A 25,439-nucleotide genomic window follows, 5' to 3' on the forward strand; every position below is an offset into this window, starting at 1 on the left:
ATTTCTACTTCAATTAGAAATTTAAAGATAATACCTTAAACTTCTAATTAAATATAACTTAGTTTACTTGTTTTTATTATATACTATATTGAAATATAACTTAGTTTACTTGTTTTTATTGTATATTAATATTGATTTACAATGTTACTGTAATGCTAATGCTTCTGTATATGGTTTACTGTTCTTACCTCCACCAACTTGTACAAATTTATCAGCCTTTACTTTTTTTATAAAACTTTTCTGTGCATTACTTAAACTTCCACTTGCAAGGACTACAGGAGACTTTGTTTTTGATGCTAATACTCCAGTAGCAAGCCCATCAACTAAATCAGCTTCTCTACCACTTCCATCTTTTGCAAAATACATATTATTAACCTTACTTGACTTCCCATAAAACTTTTCTAAAACTTTAGCGTTAGTATCTTTTCTATCTGTTCCTGCTAGTCTTTCTGAATTTATTAATTGTCCTTCAAGTTTTTTACTTATACTATATTCTCCACCTACTATGTATGTCTCAGTTGAGTTTTGTGTAATAAAATTCTTTGCCTCACTTCTTATACTATCTTTGCCTGTATATATTATAGCTGTATTATCACTTGCTGCTGGGCTTGATATTGAAGTTGCATCTGCTAGACCATTATATCCATTAACCACTGCTACTTTTGAGACACCTAAATCACCAGTGTCATCTAACTGCTTAGTAAGAAGTAAAGATGTCTCTTCTCTATCTGCTCCACCAATTCTACTAACTAATACTCCTATATCTTCAAGAGATTCTTTTACACTTGATGAAATAGCTCCTTCGCTTCCAATTAAAATAACTTCCGCTGGATTAAGCCTTTTTATTTCATCTATTACACTCTCTGGTATACTATTTTTATTGGTAAGTAGTATTGGTGCATCCAACTTACTTGCCAAAGGAGTTGAAGCCAATGCATCTGGCAATGAATTTGAGTTAACTAAAAATACCCTTTCTGAACCATGATTCCATCCACTTTGAGATATTTTTATGGCTGTATCAAATCTATCTTCACCAATCAACGTTTCTTCCTTTAGAGCTTTTCTATTTTTGAGATAATAATTCATATCTACCTGTACATTTTGATTTTTACTAGTAATATCTGCATATACACAATTCGGCATTACAATCCCAAATGAAAGTACAAATGCAATTATTTTTTTAGATTTAATTTTCAATACAATTCCCCCTTTTAAATGTTAATACCTATTGATATCCATATTTCTTATTGATACGAATTAAATGTTTTTAATGTATTTAAATTTGCTAAAAAACCTATTGATATCTATATTTCTTATTGATACCCTAATAATTATCTTTTATAAAAATAGCTATACCAATTCAAATACAATACAAGCTTATAATAAGCCTGACTTATAAAGAATGATATAGCTATTATAACTTTAAATACTTAATTTTTGAATACTTTTTAACTAAACTCTTTCAGCATATTTTTCAGCTATTCTTACAATTAATTTAGTAGCTTTCTCCATAGAGCTAACTGGTATACACTCATTTTTTCCATGGAAGTTTAATCCACCAGTAAAGATATTTGGACAAGGTAATCCATTAAAAGATAATCTTGCTCCATCAGTACCACCTCTTACAGGAACTAAACGTGGTTTTATATCTAATTCCTCCATAGCTTCCTTAGCTATATCAACTATAAACATAACTGGCTCAATCTTTTCTTTCATATTGTAATAAGAATCTTTTAAATCCAATTCCACTCTATTATCATATTTCTTATTTATTTTTTCTATATTTTCTATCATAATAGATTTTCTCTGTTCAAATTTTTCTCTACAATGGTCTCTAATAATATAAGCCATACTTACATTCTCAACATTTCCACCTATAGAATTTAGATGCCAAAATCCTTCATATCCTTCTGTTGTTTCTGGTCTCTCATCTGCTGGGAACATTTCTGATATTTCAGCAGCTATATGTATAGCATTTACCATTTTATTTTTAGCTGAACCTGGATGAACATTTCTACCATGTATAGTAATAGTTGCATTTGCTGCATTGAAATTTTCACATTCAAGTTCTCCAACTATTCCTCCATCTAAAGTATACGCATATTTTGCTCCAAATTTTTCAACATCAAATAAATCAGCACCTCTACCAATTTCTTCATCTGGTGTAAATCCTATTTTTATATCTCCATGCTTGATTTCTGGATGATTTATCAGGTATTCTATTGCAGTTACTATCTCAGCTATACCAGCTTTATCATCAGAGCCAAGTAGAGTTGTTCCATCAGTAACTATTAAATCGTCACCTTTAAATTCTACTAACTCAGGAGAATCGTTTACATACGTAACAACATTTAACTCTTCATTTAAAACTATGTCTTTTCCATCATAATTTTCTATTATTCTTGGTTTGATATCTTTTCCACTAACATCTTCAATTGTATCTAAATGTGATATGAATCCTATAGTATCCACACCATCAGTATTTCCCTTTAAAGTAGCCATTATATAACTATTTTCATCTAAACTCACATCATCAACACCAATTGTTTTTAGCTCTTCAACTATATACTCAGCTAAAACTCTTTGACCTTCTGAAGATGGACAATTTTCACACTGAGAATTAGATGTTGTATCAAATGATACGTATTTTAAAAATCTTTCTACTACTTTTTGTTTCATATATATCCCCTCTTTCTTATAATATTAATGAAAATTTTTATTTATAACTGAATAAAATTTTATTAAAAAAATCTCTCAATTATTATAATTAAAAAATATCCACCTTCTTAAGTATATCATGCATACATACCAAACCCAAACAAAAAATTACTCCAATTATTCCTTTTACTTGGATTCCAATAAAAATCGCAGCTAGTGTAGCTAATGGATTCAGTCCAACATTTACTGATACTAGTTTAGGCTCAAGTATTTCTCTAACCAAAGATAAGACAAAAAATATTATAGTCATACTTATAGCTATAAAATAATTTTTTATAAGAAAATAGTAAACAATTATTGGAAGATATATTGTTATTATCCCTAGAAATGGAATTAAATCCATTAAAGCTCCTACAAATCCTACTATTAGACCGTATTTCAATCCAAATAAAGCAAAACTTCCCCAGATTACAAAAAATGTTATAGCCATGAGTATTGTATAAGCTCTTACATATCCAACAAGTGAAAGACCTGCCTCTTTTTTTACATTTTTTACCTTCTTTCTGATATCAACAGTAAACATACTATAAAAACTATTTTCAATCTTATCTAGGTCTTTTGCTATAAAATATGTAGCAATAAACAAAGTAATTATAAATATTATAATATATGGAATAGAAGTAGCCAGTCCAAGTATACTAGTAAGAAGATTTTTTGTAATTTGCATTACCTCACCACTGAATTTATTTACTAATTGTTCTATATCAAAATTGGCTAGTTCTTGAAATGATTTCATAAAGTCGTTTATTTTATTTAAGAAATACATAATAGTATTGCTTATATCCTCAGGATTAGTAGATATATTATTTAAAAATCCCATTAATTCTTTTACTGAATTTATTACTATTATTGTAGTAACTGTACTAACTATAGCCACTGCAAGAAAACTTAGAACGAGCGTAGATATACCTTTGTTTATATGAAATTTATTTTCTAATTTTTGCGATATAGGATTAATCATAAGTGCTATTATACCACCTAGAAAAAATGGAGCTATGTATGGAAAAGCTTTGTAAATAAAAATGAATAACAATGTATATATACAAAAAAAGATAGTGTTGTTTTTTAATTTGTATAAAAAATTATTTTCTAGTATATTCATCTTAAAAATCTCCTTTCTTCTAATTTATATTTTTATTTTGTCCATTTCATACTAGTTTTATTTGAACATAAAATAAAAATAAGTGCATGAATATAAAAGCTAACTTTTATATTCATGCACTCCTAATAAATTAAGAACATTATTACATTATGTATATATTCTTATTTTTTTAATTCTATTTTTTTCTATACTTTCTATACAAAATCTTATATTATCGACTTCAATTACTTCATTCTCTTCTGGCAATCTGCTTAGGTGTCCAATTATAAATCCTCCTATGGAATCAAACTCCTCAGATTCTAAATTTACACCAATAAGTTCATTAACATCACCAATTTTAGTACTTCCATCTACAATATACTCATCTTCCTTTATAACTTGTATCTCATCATCTTCTTCATCATATTCATCTTCTATATCTCCAACAATTACCTCTACTAAGTCTTCTATAGTTAGAAGTCCAGATGTACCACCATACTCGTCCACAACTATGGCCATCTGACTTTTCTCAAGCTTCATCTCTTCAAGAAGTTGTGTTATTTTTTTGAACTCATATGTGAAAAAAGGCTCTCTCATATAGTTTTTAATATCAAATGACTCTATTTCTTCATCAGATAAAAATATGATATCTTTTATATTAAGTATCCCTACAATATCATCTATAGTTTCTTCATACACAGGCATTCTACTTAATTTTTCAGTTTTAAATACCTGTATTATCTCATCGTAACTATCTTCCATATCTATGGCTACCATATCTATTCTTTGTACCATTGCATTTTTAGCTTGCATATCTCCAAATTCAAAAACATTGTTTATTATTTCTCTTTCTTCCATCTCAAGGACGCCTTCTTCATGACTTACATTTACCATAGTTTTTAGTTCTTCTTCAGTTATGAATGATTTAGCTCCTTTATTTGTTATACCAAATAATTTAAATATAATATTTGTGATTATATTAAATATCCATACTATTGGTCTCAATATAAATATAATTGCTTTTATAGGCTTGGATACTAATAGAGAAACCTTTTCTGAATTATTTGCTGCTATTGTCTTTGGAGTAATCTCACCAAATATTAATACTAATACTGTCATAACAGCTGTAGCAAGTGCCACTCCTTTTTCTCCCATTAATCCTATAAACAAAGATGTTGATATGGATGTTGCTGCTATATTTACGACGTTATTTCCAACCAATATAGAACTTAAAAGTTTATTTGGATTTTCTATTAATGAACTTACTAACTTAGCTCCTTTAACTCCTTCATCTTGCATATATCTGATTCTGATTTTACTCAACGACATTAAAGCCGTTTCAGATGCTGAGAAAAATGCAGACCCCATAAGTAATACTATTAAAAATATAATCTGAATCAAATTATTGGGCGATTCCAACACTTACCACACTCCTACTTACATGTTTTTATATTAATATTAATTATAAATAACTTTAATATTAGTTTTTATTATATCACAATTACATATTTTTTGGAAATATTAGATAATATATTCAATTAACATATATTTTCTAACTATATTCAATTTTTACTTTTGAGCCTATTCCAGCCTCACTAGATGAAACTAATAGCTTAACAGGAACTCTATTTTTAAGTTCCTCGACATGACTTATTATGCCCACACTTAGATTATTACTATGCAATCTTTCCAATGATTCTATAACAATTTCTAAAAGTTCACTATCTAATGAACCAAAACCTTCATCTAAAAAGAAGAATTCTAGTGGTGCACTTCCCTTTAGTTGTATTTGAGATGAAAGAGCAAGTGCTAGTGATAGAGATGTTAAGAATGTCTCTCCACCAGATAGAGTATCAATGCTTCTTCTTTCTCCCCCATTAAAGTTATCTCTCATTACAAAATTTAGTGTTGAGTCAATTTCAAGTGCATATCTTCCTTTTGTTATTCCATCTAACCTTTTTGATGCTTCCAACGCTATATATTTTAATTGGTTTGTAGAAACATATTCTACAAATTTATTTCCTTGTACACATTTATCTAATTCTTCCAATAAGTCCACATTGTGTTCAACTACTTTGAGTTCTTTATTAAAATCATTTATCTTATCTAAAGAGTCTTTTAATGTTATGAGCTGATTTTGATTAGCTCCAATATCTTTGGATATATTGCCTATTTCTACTTTCAAATTATAAATCTCATCTTTTAATTGTTCAAAGTACTCCTTCTTTATAGTTCTTCCATTTAATTTTTCTTTTGATGACTTTATTTTAAATGATAATAGCTTTTGTTCTTCTTCATGCTCTGATATCTCTTCAACCAAATTTTTTACTTCATCAACATCTAATAAAGCTCTTTTTACTGTATATATGCTTTCAAATTTATTTTCTGCCAATAGTCTATTTAGAGTTGATTTTTGTTCTTTATATTGTTCCTTAGCAGTTTTAAGCCTACCATCTATATTATGCTTTTCGGCAATGTTTTTTTCATATTCTAATCTTTGCTCTTCCAATTTTTTCTTACTCAATTCTTCTTGTTCTAATATCTTACATATATTTTCTTCAACATTATGTAAAAGATTTTTAGCTAAATCACCCTTTGTTATGTCAATAACTTCTTTATACTTATTATCTCTGCTCAATTTTTTTTCTACATATAATTCTCTAGCCTTTATTAACCCTATCTCTATTTCATGTAGCTTACTTTCATTCTCTCTTATTTTAATGTCCAATGAGTCTCTATTTTTTAATAAATTTGAATGCCCAGTACTTAGTAATTCTAATTCTTTTTCATTCTCTCTTATTTCCTTTACTTTTGAAAATAGATTAGAAACTTTAGTAATCGTCTTTAATCCTATATACTCCTGTTTAAGTTTTTTACATTTATGTTCTAAGTCTTCTATCTCTGTATTTAAATCTCTTGTTAATTTCTTATAGTTGTTCAAACTCTCTTTTATTTTTAATTCTTCTTTTTCAATTCTATTTTTTTCTTCTTTAGCCAATGTTACCTTATTTTCGGTATTCTCTTTCTCTTTCTCCCACTCTTGAATATTAAACTTCAACAAATCAAGTTTTCTCTGTTCATCATCAAGTTTTTTTAATAATTGGCTAGATGTAAAATTCCCTAGTTTTCCCTTTACATCTTCAAGTTCTTTAGTCTTCATTTTTTCTATAGATAAATATCCACTTACTTTAGCATTTAGTTCCTCTATATTGTTTCTTATACTTATTTTTTCTTTTTCTAATTTTTCCAGTTTCTCTTTGACAAAGTCTATATTTTCATCATATTTAGTTATATTATGATTTTCATGATGTTTTGACCCACAAACTGGACAAGGCATATTTTCTTTTAATTCACGTCTAAGTTCAGAAGCTAAATTTAAATACTTTAGTTCTTCTAACTCTTTTTCTAGGTCTTCTCTATTCTTTCTATTATTTTCAAGTTTTTCATTTAGTAAATTTATTTCCCTTTCAGTATTAAACTTACTTTCAAGTATTATCTTTAATTCATCTTGTATACTACTTTTCTTAATTTCATTTTCTTTGGTATTATTTGCTTTATTTCTTAATTCAGTCACATATTCAGATTTTAAAAGTAAATCTGCACTCTTACCAGGACATTTTTTAAGAAGAACATCCAAGTGAAGAGATAAATTTTCTAGACTGCGATTTATATCATTTTTATCTTTATCAATATATCTAACTTTTAAATTTATATCTTCTGTCTTTTTGAGTATTTCTTCTAGTTTATTTATCTTTTGATTTTTCTCTTCTAATACATTATTGTAATCTTTCTCATATTCATATGCTAAAAATATTTTTTGTTTTAATTCTGCACTTATATTTACTTTATCAATTTTTCCTTCAACTTCTTTTATAGACTTATTAACTGCATCTTTTCTGGACTCCGACTCTTGCTTTACTTTTTCTAATTCCACTTTATTTTTATTTAAATTAATCCCACTTTCTTTTAACTCTTTTAACTCTTTATCTAATAAAACTAACTCTTCTTCTAATTTTATTGCTTGTTGTAACCTTATTTTTTCTTCACTCAATTTAGGAACTTCTTCATTCTTAATTTTGCTTATTTTTTCATATCTATTTTTTATAACTTCAAGTTCCTGATTTAATATCACTAATTTCTTTTCTAAATTACCTACTGTAAAGCTATCTTCATTTATCTTTTTTTCTAGATTTTGAACTGAACTTATGTACGGGTCTACCTTTCTCGCATTACCATCATTTTCTACAAGAGCAATCTTTTCTTTTATCTCACTACTTTTTAAATTAAGTTCATTTTTTCTAAGTTCATTTTTCTCTAATTTTAATTGCTCTTCATATACTGCTTTACTCTCTTCGTAAGATTTCTGAGCTAAGTCTAAAGCATTATTCTTTTCTTTTTCTAATTTTTTTAACGCTATTAATTCTTGATTTATACTGTTGTATATTTCCTCTGTAATCCCATCATATTGACTTAATTTTGATTTCAAATCTTTTAAATTTTGTAATTGTAGATTTTTTCTCTTTTTCACTTTTTCTCCAAGACTTCTTCCATATTTCTCAAGATTGAAAATTCTCTCTAACATATCTCTTCTATCTGCACGTGACAATCTTAGAAACTCATTAAATTTGTCCTGTGGTAAAACTACTGACCTAGTAAAATCATTTGCTGTTAATCCTACAACCTGAGCCACTTTTTCATTTACTTCTACAACTTTATCAGCCAAAACATTTTTAGTATTGTCATTCAATATTTCTATTAATCTAGCATTAGAAGTCTTTGTTCCTGTTTTACTTCTAGCAATAGTTCTATCTACAATGTATCTTCTTCTAGTGTTTTTACTCCCTATCTCAAACTCATATGATATAATTGCCTTATCACACACACTATTTATATATTCTTTAGTATTTCTGGATATATTTCCATACATAGCAATGGTTATGGCATCTAAGATTGTAGATTTTCCACTTCCAGTAGTTCCAAATATCCCAAACAAACCTCTTTCAATTAGTTTTTCAAAGTCTATAACTTGTTTATCAATATAGCTATTAAGCCCTGTAAGTTCTAATCTAATTGGTCTCATCTGCTGATTCACCTTCTTCACTTATTATATCTAGAAATAAATCCATAAGTTCTCCTTTTGGCTCTACACCTTTGCTAAAAGAATAAAACTCTTTAAATAACTCTGCCATAGACTTTTCTTTTATATCTACACTTTCTTGTTCATAACAAGATGTTATTATTGGTTTTATTTCTATTATGTCTTTTAATAGTTCCTTCATTTTTTTAATTTCATTCTGTGATATTATCTCATCAGTATTTATTTCAAAGTATGACCAAACATCTCTATCTTGATTTTTTTCACATATATCTAGTGCTTCTTCTATTCCATTGCATTTAAATACTTCTATAGGTTTATAATTATTAAAATATACTTCCTCAATTATTGGTTTTTCACCAACCTTTATATCCACTATGTATGCACCCTTAGTATATGCTCTTTCATCCTTGCTATATTGAAGTGGAGAACCAGAATAGTATGCATTTAAACGTTCAGAAGCTTTCTGTTGTTTGTGTAAATGACCTAATGCAGTATATTGAGCCTTTTCTGGCAAGTCTTTTCTTTCAACCAAAAAACTTCCACCTAGCTGTATAGGTCTTTCTGATTCAGTACTCTCTCCACCTATTACAAATATATGTGATACGGCTATATTTATAGTATCACTTCTAAAATTTTCTTCTAATCTTCTAAATATATCTCCTACTTTTTCAGAATAATTTTTTTGTTTTTCCAAATCATCTTCACTTGAAAAAACTTCATTTAACCTTTTTTCACTTGGATAAGGTAATGTAGCAATTACAACACTTTCTCCATTTATATTTAGTGCTGTGCATCCTTGTGTTGCATATGTTATTTCAAATCCTTTATACTTAGCTTCTGTTGTAGCACTTAATGGATAACCAAATATAAGTATACCCTGTTCATGTGCTAGAGGTGTTATTGCAGAAAGTCTCTCTGGATTATCATGATTTCCTGAGATTATCAATACACACCTCTTACCATTATTAGCAAGTCTTGATACAGTTTGATAAAACAGTTTTTCTGCTTGTGCTGGAGGATTAGAAGTATCATATATATCCCCAGCAATTATAACCATATCTATTTCATTTGACTCTACTATTTTTATAAATTCTTCACAAAACTTTGCCTGTTCTTCAATTCTAGAGTGGCCCTCTAGGGATTTCCCTAGATGCCAATCTGATGTATGAATAAATCTCATCTTTTCCCCTTCCTCTATCTTTATACTTAATTTATATAAAAAAGCTAATAACAAACAGCCTCGTCAACTCCAAATAAATATATACATTTCTCTTTCACTGACTTCCCAGTTAAAGTTTCAATAACATCTGCATATAAATCCAACTGTTTTTTATATTTCTCTATTATTTGATTTATATTTTCTTCATTTACAAAGTCTGTTTTATAATCTACCAAAACTATTTGATTATCTTCTTCAAAATAAGCATCAACTATACCTCTTAACATGACACTTTCTTTATCATAAAGTTTTTTATCATCATTTTTTATAAGTTTTTCATAAACATAGATGTCTTTCAAATTCACTTGTGCATAAATTGATTTTTCTCTATTTATAAGTTCAGCATTCAACATTCTTTTTCCTATGCTAGAGGCAAAAAACTTATATATTTTATATGGATTTACTATACTAGCTTGCTTTTCTGTTATTATACCTTTTGAAACAAAACCTTTTATTTGTGATTTTATATCATTTACACTACTCACTTTTTTTAAGTCTAAAACCTCCATAACTAAATGGACTATTGTACCTCTTTCTGCTCCATTCATTTTTTCTCTTTCTTCTTCATTTTGAATGAATAGAGGTTTTTTTAATATTACTTTTTGTTCAAATATAGTATTTATTAACTCTTCCTCATAATTATTTTGTATCTTTTTTATTTCTGTAACAGATATAGTAGCAGGTTTTTTTGTGCTAAATTCATATGGATACATGTAGTTTAATTTTGCTTCTATTTCATTGTAATAATCACTGTCAGGACTATCTACATCTATTTTTTCAAGAATTTCTTCAATACTTTCTTTTTCTTCATCATTCTTCTTTTCTACTAAAATATCGTTCTTATTCCATAGTTTTCCATACCATTTTGAATTATGGTCAACACTAAAAACTGCATCTAATCCTACTTCTTCTAATAAGTTAGATAAATCCTTATGTTTTAATACACAAGGCATTATCCAATCTAAAAAATTTTTACCTTTTAATATCTCATATTGCGATATTGTATTTAAACTTTCAATTCCATTTGACCATCTCTTTATACTATCTTGTATATTTCTAGTAGAACCTGTTATAATCAATTTTTCTTTAGCTCTTGTAAATGCAACGTATAAAACTCTCATCTCTTCTGATAAATTTTCTATATTTATTTTGCTTTTTAATGCTTCTTTGGCTATACTTGGAAAAGAAATTCTTCTCTCATAATCTACAAACTGAGGTCCATACCCTAAATTGTGATGATATAAAATACTCTTTTTAAAATCTTGGGTATTGAAATTTTTACCCATTGCAGAACATATAACTACTGGAAATTCTAGTCCTTTACTTTTATGAATACTCATTATTCTAACAACATTTGCATTTTCACCAAGTGTTTTTGCACTTCCCATATCAGAACTAGATTTCTTTAACTTCTCTATAAAATTTACAAAGTTGAATATTCCTTTAAAACTAGTCTCTTCAAATTGTTTTGCTCTCTCAAACAACACTTTTAAATTAGCTTGTCTTTGACTTCCACCTGGCAATGCTCCGACATAAGCATAATATCCAGTTCTTGTGTACAAATACCATATAAATTCATCTGTACTCATGTACATTGATTTTTCTTTAAATTCCTTTAACTTAATTAAAAAATCTTTACTTTTATTTATGCACTCTTTACTTGGTATAAACTCAGACCCATTTTCATTTTGAGAATCTGTAAACTCGTCGTACTCTGATGTACTTTGTAAAACCTCATAAAAAGTTTTATTTTTACTCTGAATTCTAATATCAATCAAATCCTCTGGTGTAAATCCAAATATAGGCGATTTTAATACAGATATAAGAGGTATATCTTGCATTGGATTATCTATTATCTGAAGTAATGACAATATTGTTTTTATTTCAATTGTATCAAAATATCCCACTCCAACATCAGCGTACGTCGGTATGTCCATATTCATCAACTCATCTGCAAACACTGGAGCCCATGCAGATGTAGCTCTTAAAAGAATCACTATATCTCTAAATTCTACAGGTCTATATGCATCTATTCCCTTATCATAGACCTTTTGAATTTTTCCATCTTCATTAACTTTCATTAAATCTTTGATAATCTTTCCAACCATTCTAGCCTCAAGTTGTATATTATCTAATTTTTCTTCTTCTAGTTCATCTTCTTCATTATTAGTACTATCATCTTTATTATTTATAATATCATCTTCAGGTTTATTATCTTTTTGTATTAGGTGTATTTCTGTTGCTCCACCAACAATAGATTTCTCGTCTGTATCCATCTTAAAATCTGCACCTAAATTGAGCCTTTCTTTTTCTGTATATTCAATTTCTCCTATATTCTCATTCATTATATTTTCAAATATATAATTTACAGCATCTACAACTTCTTCTCTACTTCTAAAGTTTTTATAAAGCATTATTTTTCTATGGGAACTTCCCTTTTTATCATTATAGTTATTGTATTTTTTTAAAAATAATTCTGGCTTTGCTTGTCTAAATCTATATATACTCTGCTTTACATCACCAACCATAAATCTATTTGGAATTTCTGTATTAGCTACAGCTTTAAGCAGTACTTCCTGCACTAGATTACTATCTTGATATTCATCTATAAATATTTCATAAAACTTGTTTCTATATCCCACTGCTATATCAGAAGGTACAATATTACCTTTTTCATCTACATTTGTGAGTATATTTAAGGCAAAATGCTCTATATCATTAAAATCTATTATTCCTTTTTCTCTTTTCTTATTACTATATTCCTCTTCAAATCTCAGTACAATATTAGATATGGGCTTAACTATATTATAAAGATATTTTATTTCTTCTCTAATAGAGTCATTATCTTTATTGAATGTAGCATTTACTATACTTTCTAAAGATTTCTTAGTCTTATCTCTTATAGTTTTTGCCTTTTCCTTTGATTCTTTTATATACGAAGGAGCATCTTTTGGAATTCTTTTTACTCCTTTTGCATAATTTTCAAAGGACATACTTGCCATCTTTTTATATGTCTCATTCCAAGATTTATTACAAGCTTGTGAAATATCGACTATTTTTTTATACTCAACAGCTAACTTTTCTGTAAAAGTTTCTAATTCTTCTATTGATTCCACTTCTTTTAATGCCTTTTCCATGTTTAGACAAAGACCATTAATTTCTATTTTTACAGTATCCAGTATAGCTCTAGCCCAAATAGACTGTGAAAAATCAAAATTTTCGTCAATATTAAACCTTTCTGCTGAATTAATCAACCATTTTTTTGGTTCAGGAGAAGCCATTGCAAATGAATATATTCCCAAGATAATATCTTGTACTTCTTTATCTCCTCCTCTTTCCGCATAACTTTCAACTAAATTTAAAAATCCCTCATCTCTTTCTTCATATAAAGCTTCAAATACTTCCTCTATTGCTTCTTGTTTCAAAATAGCACATTCAGTTTGGTCTCCTATTCTGAAATTAGGGTCTAAGTTTATTCTATGAAAGTTTGATTTTATAACATCCAAACAGAATGAGTGTATTGTTGTAATACTAGATTTATTTAATAAAACAAGTTGATTTTGTAAATGTTTATTTTCTGGATTTTCATCTAAGGCTTTTCCTATAGCATCCCCTATTCTCTCTCTCATCTCTGATGCAGCGGCATTAGTAAATGTAACGACCAATAACTTATCTATATCAATTGGATTTTCTCTACTCGTTATCATTTGAATTATACGCTCAACTAGCACTGCTGTTTTCCCTGAACCAGCAGCAGCTGCAACCAAAAGGTTGCATTCTCTACTTTCTATGACCTCTAGTTGCTCTTTTGTCCATTTAGGAGAACTCATTAATTAACATCTCCTTTCATCATCTTTATTATCTCTTCATTGCTCTTATTATTTAAATTTTTATATTTATTGTCTTTCATAGTTGAATCAAATTGGCATATAGCAGAGTAATCACAAAAGTCACATGATGTCCCATCTTTATGTTTATATGGAGCTATACGTATTTCTCCACTTAACATTTCTTCACATAAATCCTTTATAGCGTGCTTTACATATTTTCTAAGTAATTTAAAGTCTTCATAGGTTATTGCTGAAGTACTTTTACCTACATTTCCATCCTTAGTAAGACCTACTGGTATTACTAAAGAGTTTTTTCTTTCTCCATCTATTAATGATTTATCCATCTCTTTTATTATGTGAGAGTCTTTTACTACAAGCCCCTTCATTCTAAGTTCTTTTAATATTGCTTCTTGTATTTCTTCATCATCTTTATCTTCGTTAAATTTTGCTATTGGATTATTTATTCTACAATATAGTATTGCAGCTGGATTTATATTTATATCTTCACCTTTTACGCTTTCAAGGATTGCATCTAAATACACAAGTAATTGTAATTGTAGACCATAATATATTTCTGTTAAACTTATGGATTTATTGCCTGACTTATAATCTACTATTCTTATATATTTATTTTCTCCTTCTTCAAATTCATCAACTCTATCTATTTGTCCAACCAAATTTACTTCTTGTCCATTTTCCAATACTATTTTTATAGGAGGATATTTTCCATTGTTGCCAAATTTAACTTCATAGTCTATTGGTTCAAATGAGCCTTGTTTTATTTGCTGGCTAATTATAGTTATAGCAGTTGTCAACATATTCTTTAATCTATATGCAAGATATTTATACCTCTCGGAACTGTTTAATATATATCCTGGTATCTTTAAAATTATTTCGTCAACTATTATACCTATCTTTGATTCTATATATTTTTCATCAATATCTCTCCAAGATAAATTATCTTGTGAAAGTTCTTTTGAAAACCTATCTAAAATATTGTGAATAAAAGTTCCTAAATCTGGTGGTGTAAATGAATACTCTTTACGTTTTCTTGCTTTTAGACCATATTGTATAAAATAAGCAAATGGACATTCAGCATATTTTTCAAGCCTAGATATACTAAGAGAATTACTTTTATACAATGACCTTATTTTTTTCTCTTCAATCTTATGAACTTGATTAGTATAACTAAGACCTTTTATAACTTTTTTTGTTATAGAACTATACATTTCATCCTTTAGGTAGTATCTATATATATCTAACCAAATACTATTAATATCTTCTTTATTGTAACTATCATTGTCATAATTTTTTATTACACTTATAAGTTCATTAAATGTAGGTGATTTAACTGTTATTTTTTTAAGTATATCTTCATCAGTACTCTTATTTTCTTCTACTAAATAACTTTTATTTTCTATATTTGGAAATATCTTCTTAAGCCTTGATATAATTATTGATGGTCTAAGTGTTTTACCCTCATGGTCCGATATTGGATATGTTATGATTAAATTCTTAGATGTTGAAGTAAGAGCTTTATATACAAGAAACTGTTCTTCAAAGCTTCTAGTCTTACTATCAATATCTACTTCGATTCCTTTGCTTCCAAGACTTTCCCTATCATTATCACTCAATATTCCACTGTCCTTTGTAATCAGAGGAAATACACCATCAGTAGTTCCAATTAGGTATAAATATTTGGTATCTGGATTTTTCATTCTATCCACACTACTTACAAGTACCTGGTCTATACTAGGAGGAACTAATCCTAATTCGTACTCATCAAAACCTAAAGTTATTAATTTTATAAATTTTTCTAAAGAAATTATTTCATTACCCATAAGTTCTACCATTTGGTCTAAGATGTCCACTACTATGTCCCAAACTTGTGAGTACTGGTTTGCAACATCAAATTCACCTTTATCCTTAAAATTTACTATTAAACTTTCTATAGTTTCCGGCATATTTATATCTAATAAAAATTCATATATATACCTACAGATTTCTTTTACTCTATTTTTTCCTTTTAATTTTTCTTGTAAAGTTACTATAGGCTCTAATACTCTATTTTTTATTTCATTTATTCTAGCTTTTAATTCAAGTTCAAATTCACTTTCTTCACTTGAAAGACTTTGTGTTATTCTATAATCCCATTTTTCATCAAACCATTTCTTACCCTTAATCCCATTAGCCAACACATAATTTTCTAGTAAATTTATATCATCGTTATCAATTCCTATAAGCCCACTTTTTAAATACCTAAACATAGTTTCATACCCATATCGTCTATTCTTCATTTCTAAAGCTGAAATAATTAAAATAACTATTGGATTACTTTTTGCCTCTCTCTTCTTATCTATAAAGTTTGGTATATTATATTCATTAAATATAGAGTGTACTAAAAAATCATATCTATTTAAATCTCTTGTAGCAATAGTTATATCTCTATATCTGACATTCTTATCTCTAACTAAATGTGTAATTTCTCTGGCTATTTCTTCTACCTCTGAATATAAGTTATTAAACTCTTTTATCTTTATATTTTCAGTTGGATTTGAATATATCTTATATGGATAAGCATTATAAAATCTTTCTAGGTGCTGTAGTTCCTTAACTTCTTCAAATCTTTTTATAACACCTGTATTTAAATTTACTTGTGGCAGTATTTTTATTCCTTCTTCGTTGCACAATTGAGTCAATTTTGAATAAGTAAATTTCGTTCTAGAAAATACATCAGCTTTACTATACCCAATATAGTTAACATCATCTACAGTCAAAGAAATATTAACACTTTTACATTTACTTAATATACTATTTAAGACATTGTACTGATTTGGTGTAAAACCTATAAATTCATCTATATAAATACAAGCTCCATCTAAATAACTGCTTAATTCAATTTTATTTGCCAATGAAGTTAACATGTCTTGAGCGTCTACATAATTTTCATGCAATTTCCCTTCAAAAGAGTTATATATTTTACTTATATCTTTTAATTTTAAACTTAAAGTTTCATTATCTATCTCACCAGATATATTTTCTAACATCTCAGGGCTTATATTATACTGTTTCATTTCTGATATCATATCTGTAATTGAGCTTACAAAACCAGATTGCGATTTTGATTTTGAAAATACATTTAATTCTTCACTTACATCTTCAATAGCCCTATATACCATCATTGCTTTTCCACTAGAATTTATATTTACATCTGTCAATCCTCCTGCTTGAGAAAAAACTATATTACTCAGTGTTTTAAAACTAAGCACCCTAACTCTCAAATACTTATCCTTTTCTTTTCCTAAAAATAGTTTACTTACCCTATTTTCAGCCTCAAATGTGTACTGTTCTGGAACTAAAAGTATAATTGATGTCGTTTCATTTTTTTGAGCTTCTTTTTTAATCTCATCTAACATATAGGTGGATTTTCCACTTCCACTTCTACCTAATATAAACCTAAGTCCCATAAATTTCCGCCTCCAAAATACTATAATCTATTTCTTTACCATTACATAACTTATTAAATTCACAATACTCGCAATGCTTTTTATTTCTATAGCACATACGTTCTTCTTTATTATATACCTTTTCTATATCATTGTATAGATTGTCTTCGTATGTATGTTCCTCATAATTAGTATTCTTTATCATGCTTATATAGTTTTGAATTTTACTTTTATTTGCTTCATGTTTTTGTGCATTATATAAAATGGTAATTGGTAAATCATCAAATTCAGGCTGATAATATCTCATATTTATATCTTTAACATTTACGTCTATTTTTAAAACTTTCGGTATTACTTCTTTTGCTAAAAACATATAAACAATTGTTTGTATTCTATTTTCTACATTTTTATAGTCAATCTTTTTAGACTCAGTTTTCCAATCCCATATCTCTATACTTTTTTTTCCAATTACAACTAAATCATACTTTGCTTGTATTGTATCTCCATTTAAAGTCATCCTTACTTCATATTCTGGTAGATATATTTTTTCTTCTTCAATAGGAACAATTTTTTTTATATTTTCAATCCACTTTAAAAATTTTTTACCATTTTTATCATCCTCATTAAAATAGATTCCAAGAGGTATATTGCTAAAATATCTTTCACAAATTAAATGAAAGTCTCTTCCAGTTTTTAAACTTTCGTAATATTCTCTATTATCAGTATCATCACTTTTCCAATTTATTCTATCAATATATTTATATTTAAATTTCAATGGACATGATTTATATGTGTTGATTGAATTTTGACTGTAAGAAAAATATTTTAATCTATCATTCACTCATATCACTTCTCTCTTAACTTTATTTTTAATACCTATTTACTGTATATACTGTTCTATCCTATTTTCAACAATATATTAAACATCCCATTAATTAAATTCTTTATATATATTTAACCTCTTTTCAGTAATATGACGGTTCAATCTGCCTAAATATATACATGGTTTTTGCTCTTTTCTCTTGTTTCCTATATCATTTTCATCTCTATAAGCACTTCCTGAAAGTATTAGCATCTCCTTTGCTCTAGTGATTCCTACATATAAAAGTCTAATCTTTTCATTTATAGAATCAATCTTTGTTTTATAAGCATAATCAGTTGAAATACTTCCTTTTAATATAGCTTCAATTTCTGATTTAATAATTGCCATAGGATTTTTATATTTTTCTTTTAGATACCATTTATCACTCTGAAATTTTTGATTGATATTGTCAGGGAAATTATATTCAATAAGACCTAATAAAAATACGCAATCCCACTCCATCCCCTTTGATTTATGGTAATTACATAGTGTTATACTCCCAGGCTCTGGCTCATATCCATTTATCTCATATACTACATCTATTATGTGATTGAATACCTTATTTTTTACATCAAACAATAAATTATATACATCTTTTAAATCCATATTTATATTTTCTGATACTAGATACTTTATATAAAAAGATATATAATCAAGTACAGCCTTATCTTCTTTTTCTAAATTAAGTTTTTTTCCAATAAACAAAACTAAAAGGTCTAACCTTATTATTGGATATTCTAATATATGTTTTATAATATCTATTCCTCTTTTGAAGCTTAAATATATATCACTTTCTTCATTTCCTTCTATTAAATCATTATCTAACTTACTAAGTTCAAAATTGTAGATAATTTCTTCTGTAGAATAGTTTCTCAATTTTTCTAAAAAGTTCTTTAACTCTTCTTCATTATCAGTATTTATAAAAACCTTCTCAAGTACAATTATTAACTTTTCTATATCATCACAATGTAACATAAAATCAATAATAAATGCTATATTGTTTATAACCTTCCTCTTACTCAAAGAATTTGGCCCTAATTCTTCAAAGGTTAGATTATACTCCCTAAGTTCTTTAGCAACTTGTGTAACTTGCTCATTAAATGGAACTAATATACCTATACTTTTATCTGGGTATTTGTTTTTTATACCTTTAACATATTTAGCAGTTTGCTCTATTTCATTTTTCCAACTCTCATACCACTTTACGTTTATGTTGTAATGCTCTGGATTAGGATTTTCTTTATATCCCATTCCATTTGGTACAGTTTTTATTTGCATATCTTCAAGAGCATGTCTGCATTCTTCCTGTCTAAATTCCTTTGTAACATATTCCACAAGGATATTTGCTAAATCAAGTATATCTTTTGAACTTCGATTTGACATATCCATCCTATAACAGAAATCTGCATTATTTATAAACTCTTTAAAAAATCTAGGGTCTGATGATGAAAATGTTCCTGTTATACTTTGATTTATATCTCCAACTCTAACTAAATTTTTATTTTCACTAGATATAATTTTTATTATATTACCTTGAATTTCATTTGAATCCTGACATTCATCTTCAAAGATGTATTTGTATCTGGTTTGAAACTTCTTTCTAAGCCCTTCATCTAAGCTTAAAGTTTTTTCTGCTAAAATTAATATGTCATCATAGTCTAATAATCCATTCTGCTTTAACTTTCTATCATATAATTTATATATTGGGAGAATAATTTTAAGCATTCCTTTGTGTCCTCTTGCCAATATTTCTTCAAGTTTATCTGGAGAAATTCCCTTATACTTAAGCTCACTTATTGCATTTCCTGCAAATTCAAAAAAACCTCTTTCCCAAGCTTCGAGAGTTATTTCTTTCCAACGCTCATCTTTTTGTTCCTTTAAAAACCATCTAAAAGCTCTTTCTCCACCTTCAAATCTAAATCTACTTATACATTCATTTAATATAATATTTTTTTGTAAATCATCAGCTATATTAAAATCCTCACTTAACATTACAACTTCTGGTTTTTCCTTTATTATTTTTACAGCCAAACTGTGTATAGTCATTACTTCATATGAACTAGTGTCATCTATTTTATTCTCTTCAAGAATCTTTCTTATTCTACCTTTAAAATTGTTTACAGCACTATTCATATATGTAAGAACTAATATTTTACCGCCCTTATGTTTCTGTTCAAGTAATAATTTAGCTACTAAATTTGTTATTATAAATGTTTTTCCAGCGCCTGGCACTGCTGGTACTGCCATAGTACCATTATCATAATTTATGATTGGTATCTGGTCTTCTCTATAATTTATATTAATCATAATTTTTATCTCCTTTATGCGAGATTTTTAAAAGTATACTATATAACATACTTTCTTGGATATAGCCATTAATCGTATACTCACTTTTATACGCATAGATTTTCTTTGCACTTAATAGCAAATTATACACTGTATTGTATAGATAATATTTCTTATAGTATTCTTCCATTTCATTTGTATAAATCTTTTTTTCCTCAAAAGATTTTCTAAGTACAATTAAATTGCTTATATCCTTTTCTATTTTCATATTCCAAGCATTACTTCCTATATCCACCCATATTTGTATACTTCTATCTATATTTGATGATATATATGAATAAGGAGTGGTTATTACTACTTTGTCTTTGGATTTCAACTCTTCTATATCAACAACAGAGTAATAATCGTTTATCGTAGTCTTCAAAGCTTCTATAAATATCTTTTCTTTTCTCATACCAAGTAAACTTATACTTTCACTAAAAGATTCACTTTCAGCTATTATCTTTTTACATAACCCAACATTCTTTTTACCTTCTTTTAAACTTAGCATCTTATCTATATAAAACTGAATTAAAAATTCATGTATTTTTATGTCACTCTTCTTTTTTTCTTCAATATACTGTAAAATATCACGATACTGACTATGTTCACCCATATTATCAATACTTAAATGTCTTGTTTCATTGAAAATCTTAAATGCTTTTATCCTATTTATATCTAAAAGAGTTTCTAAAAAGCTTAAATACTCATCATCTTTTATAAAATCTAAATACCCATAGAATATACATGTAGCCACTACTAATGCATTTCCATATGGATAATCTACAGCTTTTTTATCTTTCTTAGTATTAAAAACATCTATATTTTTTTCTATCAAAGAATCTCTAATTTGATGCTCCAATATAGTATTGTTTATAGGAGATATAATCGCTATATCTCTTGGAGATGTACCATCTTCTATAAGAGATATGATTTTTTTACTTATTAAATCTAACATTTCATTGTATAATTGGCTTGATTGATTTAATTCTATAGTTGCAGGTAATAAGTATAAATCTTCTATTCCAATATTCTTCTTATTAATATTTTCTTCTTCAGTTTTAATTTTTGATATTATCTTTTCCTTTATATAGTCCATATCTACATTATTAAATGCAGAATAATCTTTGCTATAATCAATATACATATAACTTTCTAGTACATTATTTAATGCTTTTGTAATAAAATCAACTTCTACATTACTTGAATTTTCAAGACTATCCACTATTATATACCTAACTTCTTTAAATAAATTCTTTATATAAAAATCATCATTAAGTAAATACTGATTGTACATATATACACTTAGTGCATTATCTAAAAGTGAATTTGATAGTAATGAGTTTATATAATATGATACAATTTCATCCATTTGAGTGTATGAAAATCTATATATACTATTTTTATTTTTCTTTGATGAATATATTTTTTCTCCAATAAAATCGAAGTCAACTAAATTAAATGCAGATTTATTTATATTTGTCATTATACTATTTGCTATTGATTTATTTGTTCCTGTAATATCTTCAAAATAGCCTTCTTGTACCCTTTTTTCCTTAACTTTTTGCACTATTAAATATTCACTTAGACTATTTGATATAAAAGTTGGAGATACAGTTTTTTTATTTATTTCATCACACTTTTCTATTATAAGTGGCCAATATTTTAATAATTCCTTTTTCACAAAACCTATATATGTTGTTATCTTTAATTCTTCACTATAATCTAATTTTAAAGACCTTTCATACCTTATCTTTGTATTATTGTTTGGTACTAATAAAAGAATATTTCTTGAATTATTCTCAGTTTTATCTAATAATTCTCTATATTTATCTAAAGATTCATTTCTATATTCTTTTAAACTACTTTTTTCAAATAAGTATTCCACATAATCACCTTCCTCAATTAAATTAAGTGTATATTATCTAATTATATCATAATGTGTATTTTACAAAGTACAATCAAATTATTGCATTTAATTACAAAAAAAGCTATATACACACAGCTTTACATTCATATATGCAGCAATGTATATATAGTCTTTGTTGTTGATACACTTATAGTTCATTTTTTAACTTTAACATTAATTTACAAAAATAAATTTACGTTAAGATTTTAAATATTTTTATTTACTTTAACGATTCTTCTATTCCTTTACCGATTTGTGTACCCATTTCTTTTACTTTATCTGATGTATTAAGCAAGCTCATATCTTTCTCATTATCTAAAAATGCACATTCTACAAGTACAGCTGGCATATCATTAGTTCTTAAAACATACAAATAATCTTTTGTAGGGTCAGTTGATAGCGTTCTTGTTTTTATACCTCTATTCTTTAGATTGAACTTTTCTAAAATTCTATTTAATATATTGCTAGCTAGAGTCTTAGTAGTTCCCCCATCTTTATCTTTAAGTTTATAAAATACTTCTACACCATTTCCAGTTGTATCAGACGCATTATAATGTATACTTGTAAATAAATCTGGTCTTAAGGAATTAGACAAAGCAGTTCTATTTCCAAGTGATAAAGTCTTGTCTGTGTCTCTAGTCATAATTACATTGATTCCCTTTGAACGTAAATATTCAGTCGTTGCAAGTGAAGTATTTAAAGTATAATCTTTTTCTTTAATACCACCTAATGGTTTCCCTGTTGTTCCAGTATCTGAACCACCATGCCCTGGGTCAATCATAACTGTCTTAGCCCCACTAGTTTCGGGGTCTGTTGGAGTCGTATTGTGTTTAGATAATGATGATGCTATAGAACTCATTACCTTTGAAGTCAGTCCTCCTCCTATTTTGTATACTTTATTAGCTGATTTAGATTCTAAATTATCTTTATGGTACGCAGACACATATGTTTTTGGTGTTATAAGTATTGGAGATTTTAAATTAGCTGCCAATGGACCTGCTGCTAAAGCATCAACAAGTACATCCGATTTAGCTACTAAAACGGCTTCTAATTCATCTTCTGTATAGAATTTTTTTATGACATTTGCATTTGTTTCATGTCTATCTGCTCCATATACTCTATTATTAGTAACACTCTCCTTAGTTATGTCATTTACCTTATTTATAATATTTGTTGATATCATTTGAGGACCACCTATAAAATAAGCCTTTTGTAAATCCTCATTTTCCAACCATTTGTATGTATTATCTGTAATACTATTCTTGTCAGTCAATATAATTGGTTGCTTGTCTTGCCCTGCTTTTGCTGCTATAGTAAGCGCATCTACTTCTCCACCATTAGCATTTGTTATATATACTTTATCTACATCGTGATTTTTATCTATTTCTTTTGCTATCAATAAAGATGTCTCATATCTATTAGAGCCACTTAGACGTGTTTGACTAGCGTTTACAACCGATTTAATTTGATTGGCAGTAGTTTTAGAAATAGAATTCTCATTTCCAACTATAATTACATCTTTAGGGTTTAGACGCTTTAATTCTGATTTTACACTAACAGGCACATTATTTTTTTCAACTAAAAGTATTGGTGCATTATATGTAGTTGCTAATGGAGTTGATATAATACCATCAATACTTACATCTCCACTTATCACAATTACCTTATCTGAACCATTTTTCCAACCCTCTTTACTTATTTTAACTGCCGTTTCATATCTATCACTTCCTGTAAGTTCTGTGATAGGTGCAGAAGTCTTTCTCAAATACTTATTTACATCTTTTCTTGAAGTTATATCTTCAATTATACATTCCTGTGTTACATTGTAATCTTTTAAATTTAATCCTATCTTTTCTAGGTCTTGTTTGTTTAAAGTTTTAGGATTATTTTCACTATTTATTGTTATCCCTTGTAATTCCCAAACATTTAGATATTCTGGGTCTTTATTATAATTGATAGTTCCTTCATATGAACCAGTTGATTGGTTGTAATTTAGAGTTGTATCTAATGGCATATCGTAACATTTATATTTTAATGTAATGCTATCTGCATCTAGTTTTTCTTTAAATTTGACACTAACTTTTGATGTACTACCTAAAACTATACTTTTTTTCTCCAAGTTTATATTTAAATCTTCACTATTTTCCATAGCATTAGATTCAGTGGCAAACGCCATTGTAGGTGCAACAATCGCCATTGAAAGAATTCCTGTTGTTAATAATTTTGTATTTCTTCTCATATCAATCTCCTTATTTAACATAAATTTTTAATTTAGTCTTTTTAATTTTTAATATGTCAAAATGTATCTAGTTAAAATTATAAATAAGTATATAAAAAATAAACTTACAAAACAAAAAATAAAAAAATTAAATATACTGAATATATTTAATTATTTCCACTATATCATTTATTGCCAAAAAAATCTATAAAATACAAAAAAATATAGTAATTGTACTTTTATTAAATTTAATACAACAAAAAAAGATTACGTGGCTACGTCCTACTCTCCCAGGCAGTTTCCCACCAAGTACCATCAGCGCTAGAGAGCTTAACTTCTGTGTTCGGAATGGGAACAGGTGTATCCTCTCTGCTATTGTAACCACATAATCTTTTGGAGCGGGTGAAGGGGATCGAACCCTCACAGCTGGCTTGGAAGGCCAGAACTCTACCATTGAGCTACACCCGCATTAAATTTTTATAAATTAGTAAAGCTAACTTTTTAGAGCTAGCACTCTAAAAACTACATATATATCTTAATTAATGAACATCAAATAAATATTGGTCAAGTCCTCGACCTATTAGTATCGATAAGCTAAATACATTGCTGCACTTACACCTTCGACCTATCAACCAGATAGTCTTTCTGGGGTCTTACCCTTGCGGTGGGAAATCTTATCTTGAAGTTGGCTTCGCGCTTAGATGCTTTCAGCGCTTATCCATTCCGTACATAG

General features: G+C 27.7%; 12 protein-coding genes, 1 tRNA gene and 2 rRNA genes. All 15 read right to left on the bottom strand.

Annotation, left to right across the window (positions count from 1 at the left end):
* Positions 1-144 precede the first annotated feature (144 nt).
* Positions 145-1,197: a cell wall-binding repeat-containing protein gene (locus tag IR152_RS08290; RefSeq protein WP_227451318.1), complete on the bottom strand. Its 1,053-nt coding sequence runs from the start codon at positions 1,195-1,197 to the stop codon at positions 145-147.
* 255 nt (positions 1,198-1,452) lie between these two features.
* Positions 1,453-2,679 (bottom strand): peptidase T, encoded by a 1,227-nt coding sequence (gene pepT / locus IR152_RS08295; protein WP_227451319.1) that lies wholly within the window; start codon positions 2,677-2,679, stop codon positions 1,453-1,455.
* A gap of 88 nt (positions 2,680-2,767) precedes the next feature.
* Positions 2,768-3,820 carry a sporulation integral membrane protein YtvI gene (gene ytvI / locus IR152_RS08300; RefSeq protein WP_227451321.1) on the bottom strand — a complete coding sequence of 351 codons (1,053 nt, stop codon included), beginning with the start codon at positions 3,818-3,820 and terminating at the stop codon, positions 2,768-2,770.
* A gap of 147 nt (positions 3,821-3,967) precedes the next feature.
* The gene (locus tag IR152_RS08305; protein WP_227451322.1) at positions 3,968-5,221 is read right to left on the bottom strand and encodes an HlyC/CorC family transporter; all 1,254 of its coding nucleotides are present in this window, start codon (positions 5,219-5,221) and stop codon (positions 3,968-3,970) included.
* 130 nt (positions 5,222-5,351) lie between these two features.
* Complete coding sequence (locus tag IR152_RS08310) at positions 5,352-8,879, bottom strand: AAA family ATPase (protein WP_227451323.1); 3,528 nt, start codon at positions 8,877-8,879, stop codon at positions 5,352-5,354.
* Positions 8,866-10,077 (bottom strand): exonuclease SbcCD subunit D, encoded by a 1,212-nt coding sequence (locus IR152_RS08315; protein ID WP_227451324.1) that lies wholly within the window; start codon positions 10,075-10,077, stop codon positions 8,866-8,868. The genes IR152_RS08310 and IR152_RS08315 overlap by 14 nt, the downstream gene beginning before the upstream one ends.
* Before the next feature lie 44 nt (positions 10,078-10,121).
* Complete coding sequence (gene addA / locus IR152_RS08320; RefSeq protein ID WP_227451325.1) at positions 10,122-13,946, bottom strand: helicase-exonuclease AddAB subunit AddA; 3,825 nt, start codon at positions 13,944-13,946, stop codon at positions 10,122-10,124.
* Positions 13,946-17,413, bottom strand: a complete 3,468-nt coding sequence (gene addB, locus IR152_RS08325) for a helicase-exonuclease AddAB subunit AddB (RefSeq protein ID WP_227451326.1) — start codon at positions 17,411-17,413, stop codon at positions 13,946-13,948. Before addB ends, addA begins: the two co-directional genes overlap by 1 nt.
* Positions 17,403-18,233, bottom strand: a complete 831-nt coding sequence (locus IR152_RS08330; protein ID WP_227451327.1) for a PD-(D/E)XK nuclease family protein — start codon at positions 18,231-18,233, stop codon at positions 17,403-17,405. Before IR152_RS08330 ends, addB begins: the two co-directional genes overlap by 11 nt.
* Before the next feature lie 90 nt (positions 18,234-18,323).
* On the bottom strand, positions 18,324-20,561 hold the full coding sequence (locus IR152_RS08335; RefSeq protein ID WP_227451329.1) for an ATP-dependent helicase: 2,238 nt from the start codon (positions 20,559-20,561) through the stop codon (positions 18,324-18,326).
* Positions 20,554-22,467: a hypothetical protein gene (locus IR152_RS08340; RefSeq protein ID WP_227451330.1), complete on the bottom strand. Its 1,914-nt coding sequence runs from the start codon at positions 22,465-22,467 to the stop codon at positions 20,554-20,556. The genes IR152_RS08335 and IR152_RS08340 overlap by 8 nt, the downstream gene beginning before the upstream one ends.
* Positions 22,468-22,708: 241 nt before the next feature.
* Positions 22,709-24,727, bottom strand: a complete 2,019-nt coding sequence (locus IR152_RS08345; protein WP_227451331.1) for an N-acetylmuramoyl-L-alanine amidase — start codon at positions 24,725-24,727, stop codon at positions 22,709-22,711.
* Positions 24,728-24,975: 248 nt separating this feature from the next.
* Positions 24,976-25,092, bottom strand: a 5S ribosomal RNA gene (rrf, locus tag IR152_RS08350).
* 8 nt (positions 25,093-25,100) lie between these two features.
* A tRNA-Gly gene (locus tag IR152_RS08355) sits at positions 25,101-25,174 on the bottom strand.
* A gap of 92 nt (positions 25,175-25,266) precedes the next feature.
* Positions 25,267-25,439: ribosomal RNA gene (locus tag IR152_RS08360) — 23S ribosomal RNA — on the bottom strand; the annotation flags it as partial.

It is taken from the genome of Clostridioides sp. ES-S-0108-01, from assembly GCF_020662285.1.
GTDB lineage: Bacteria > Bacillota > Clostridia > Peptostreptococcales > Peptostreptococcaceae > Clostridioides.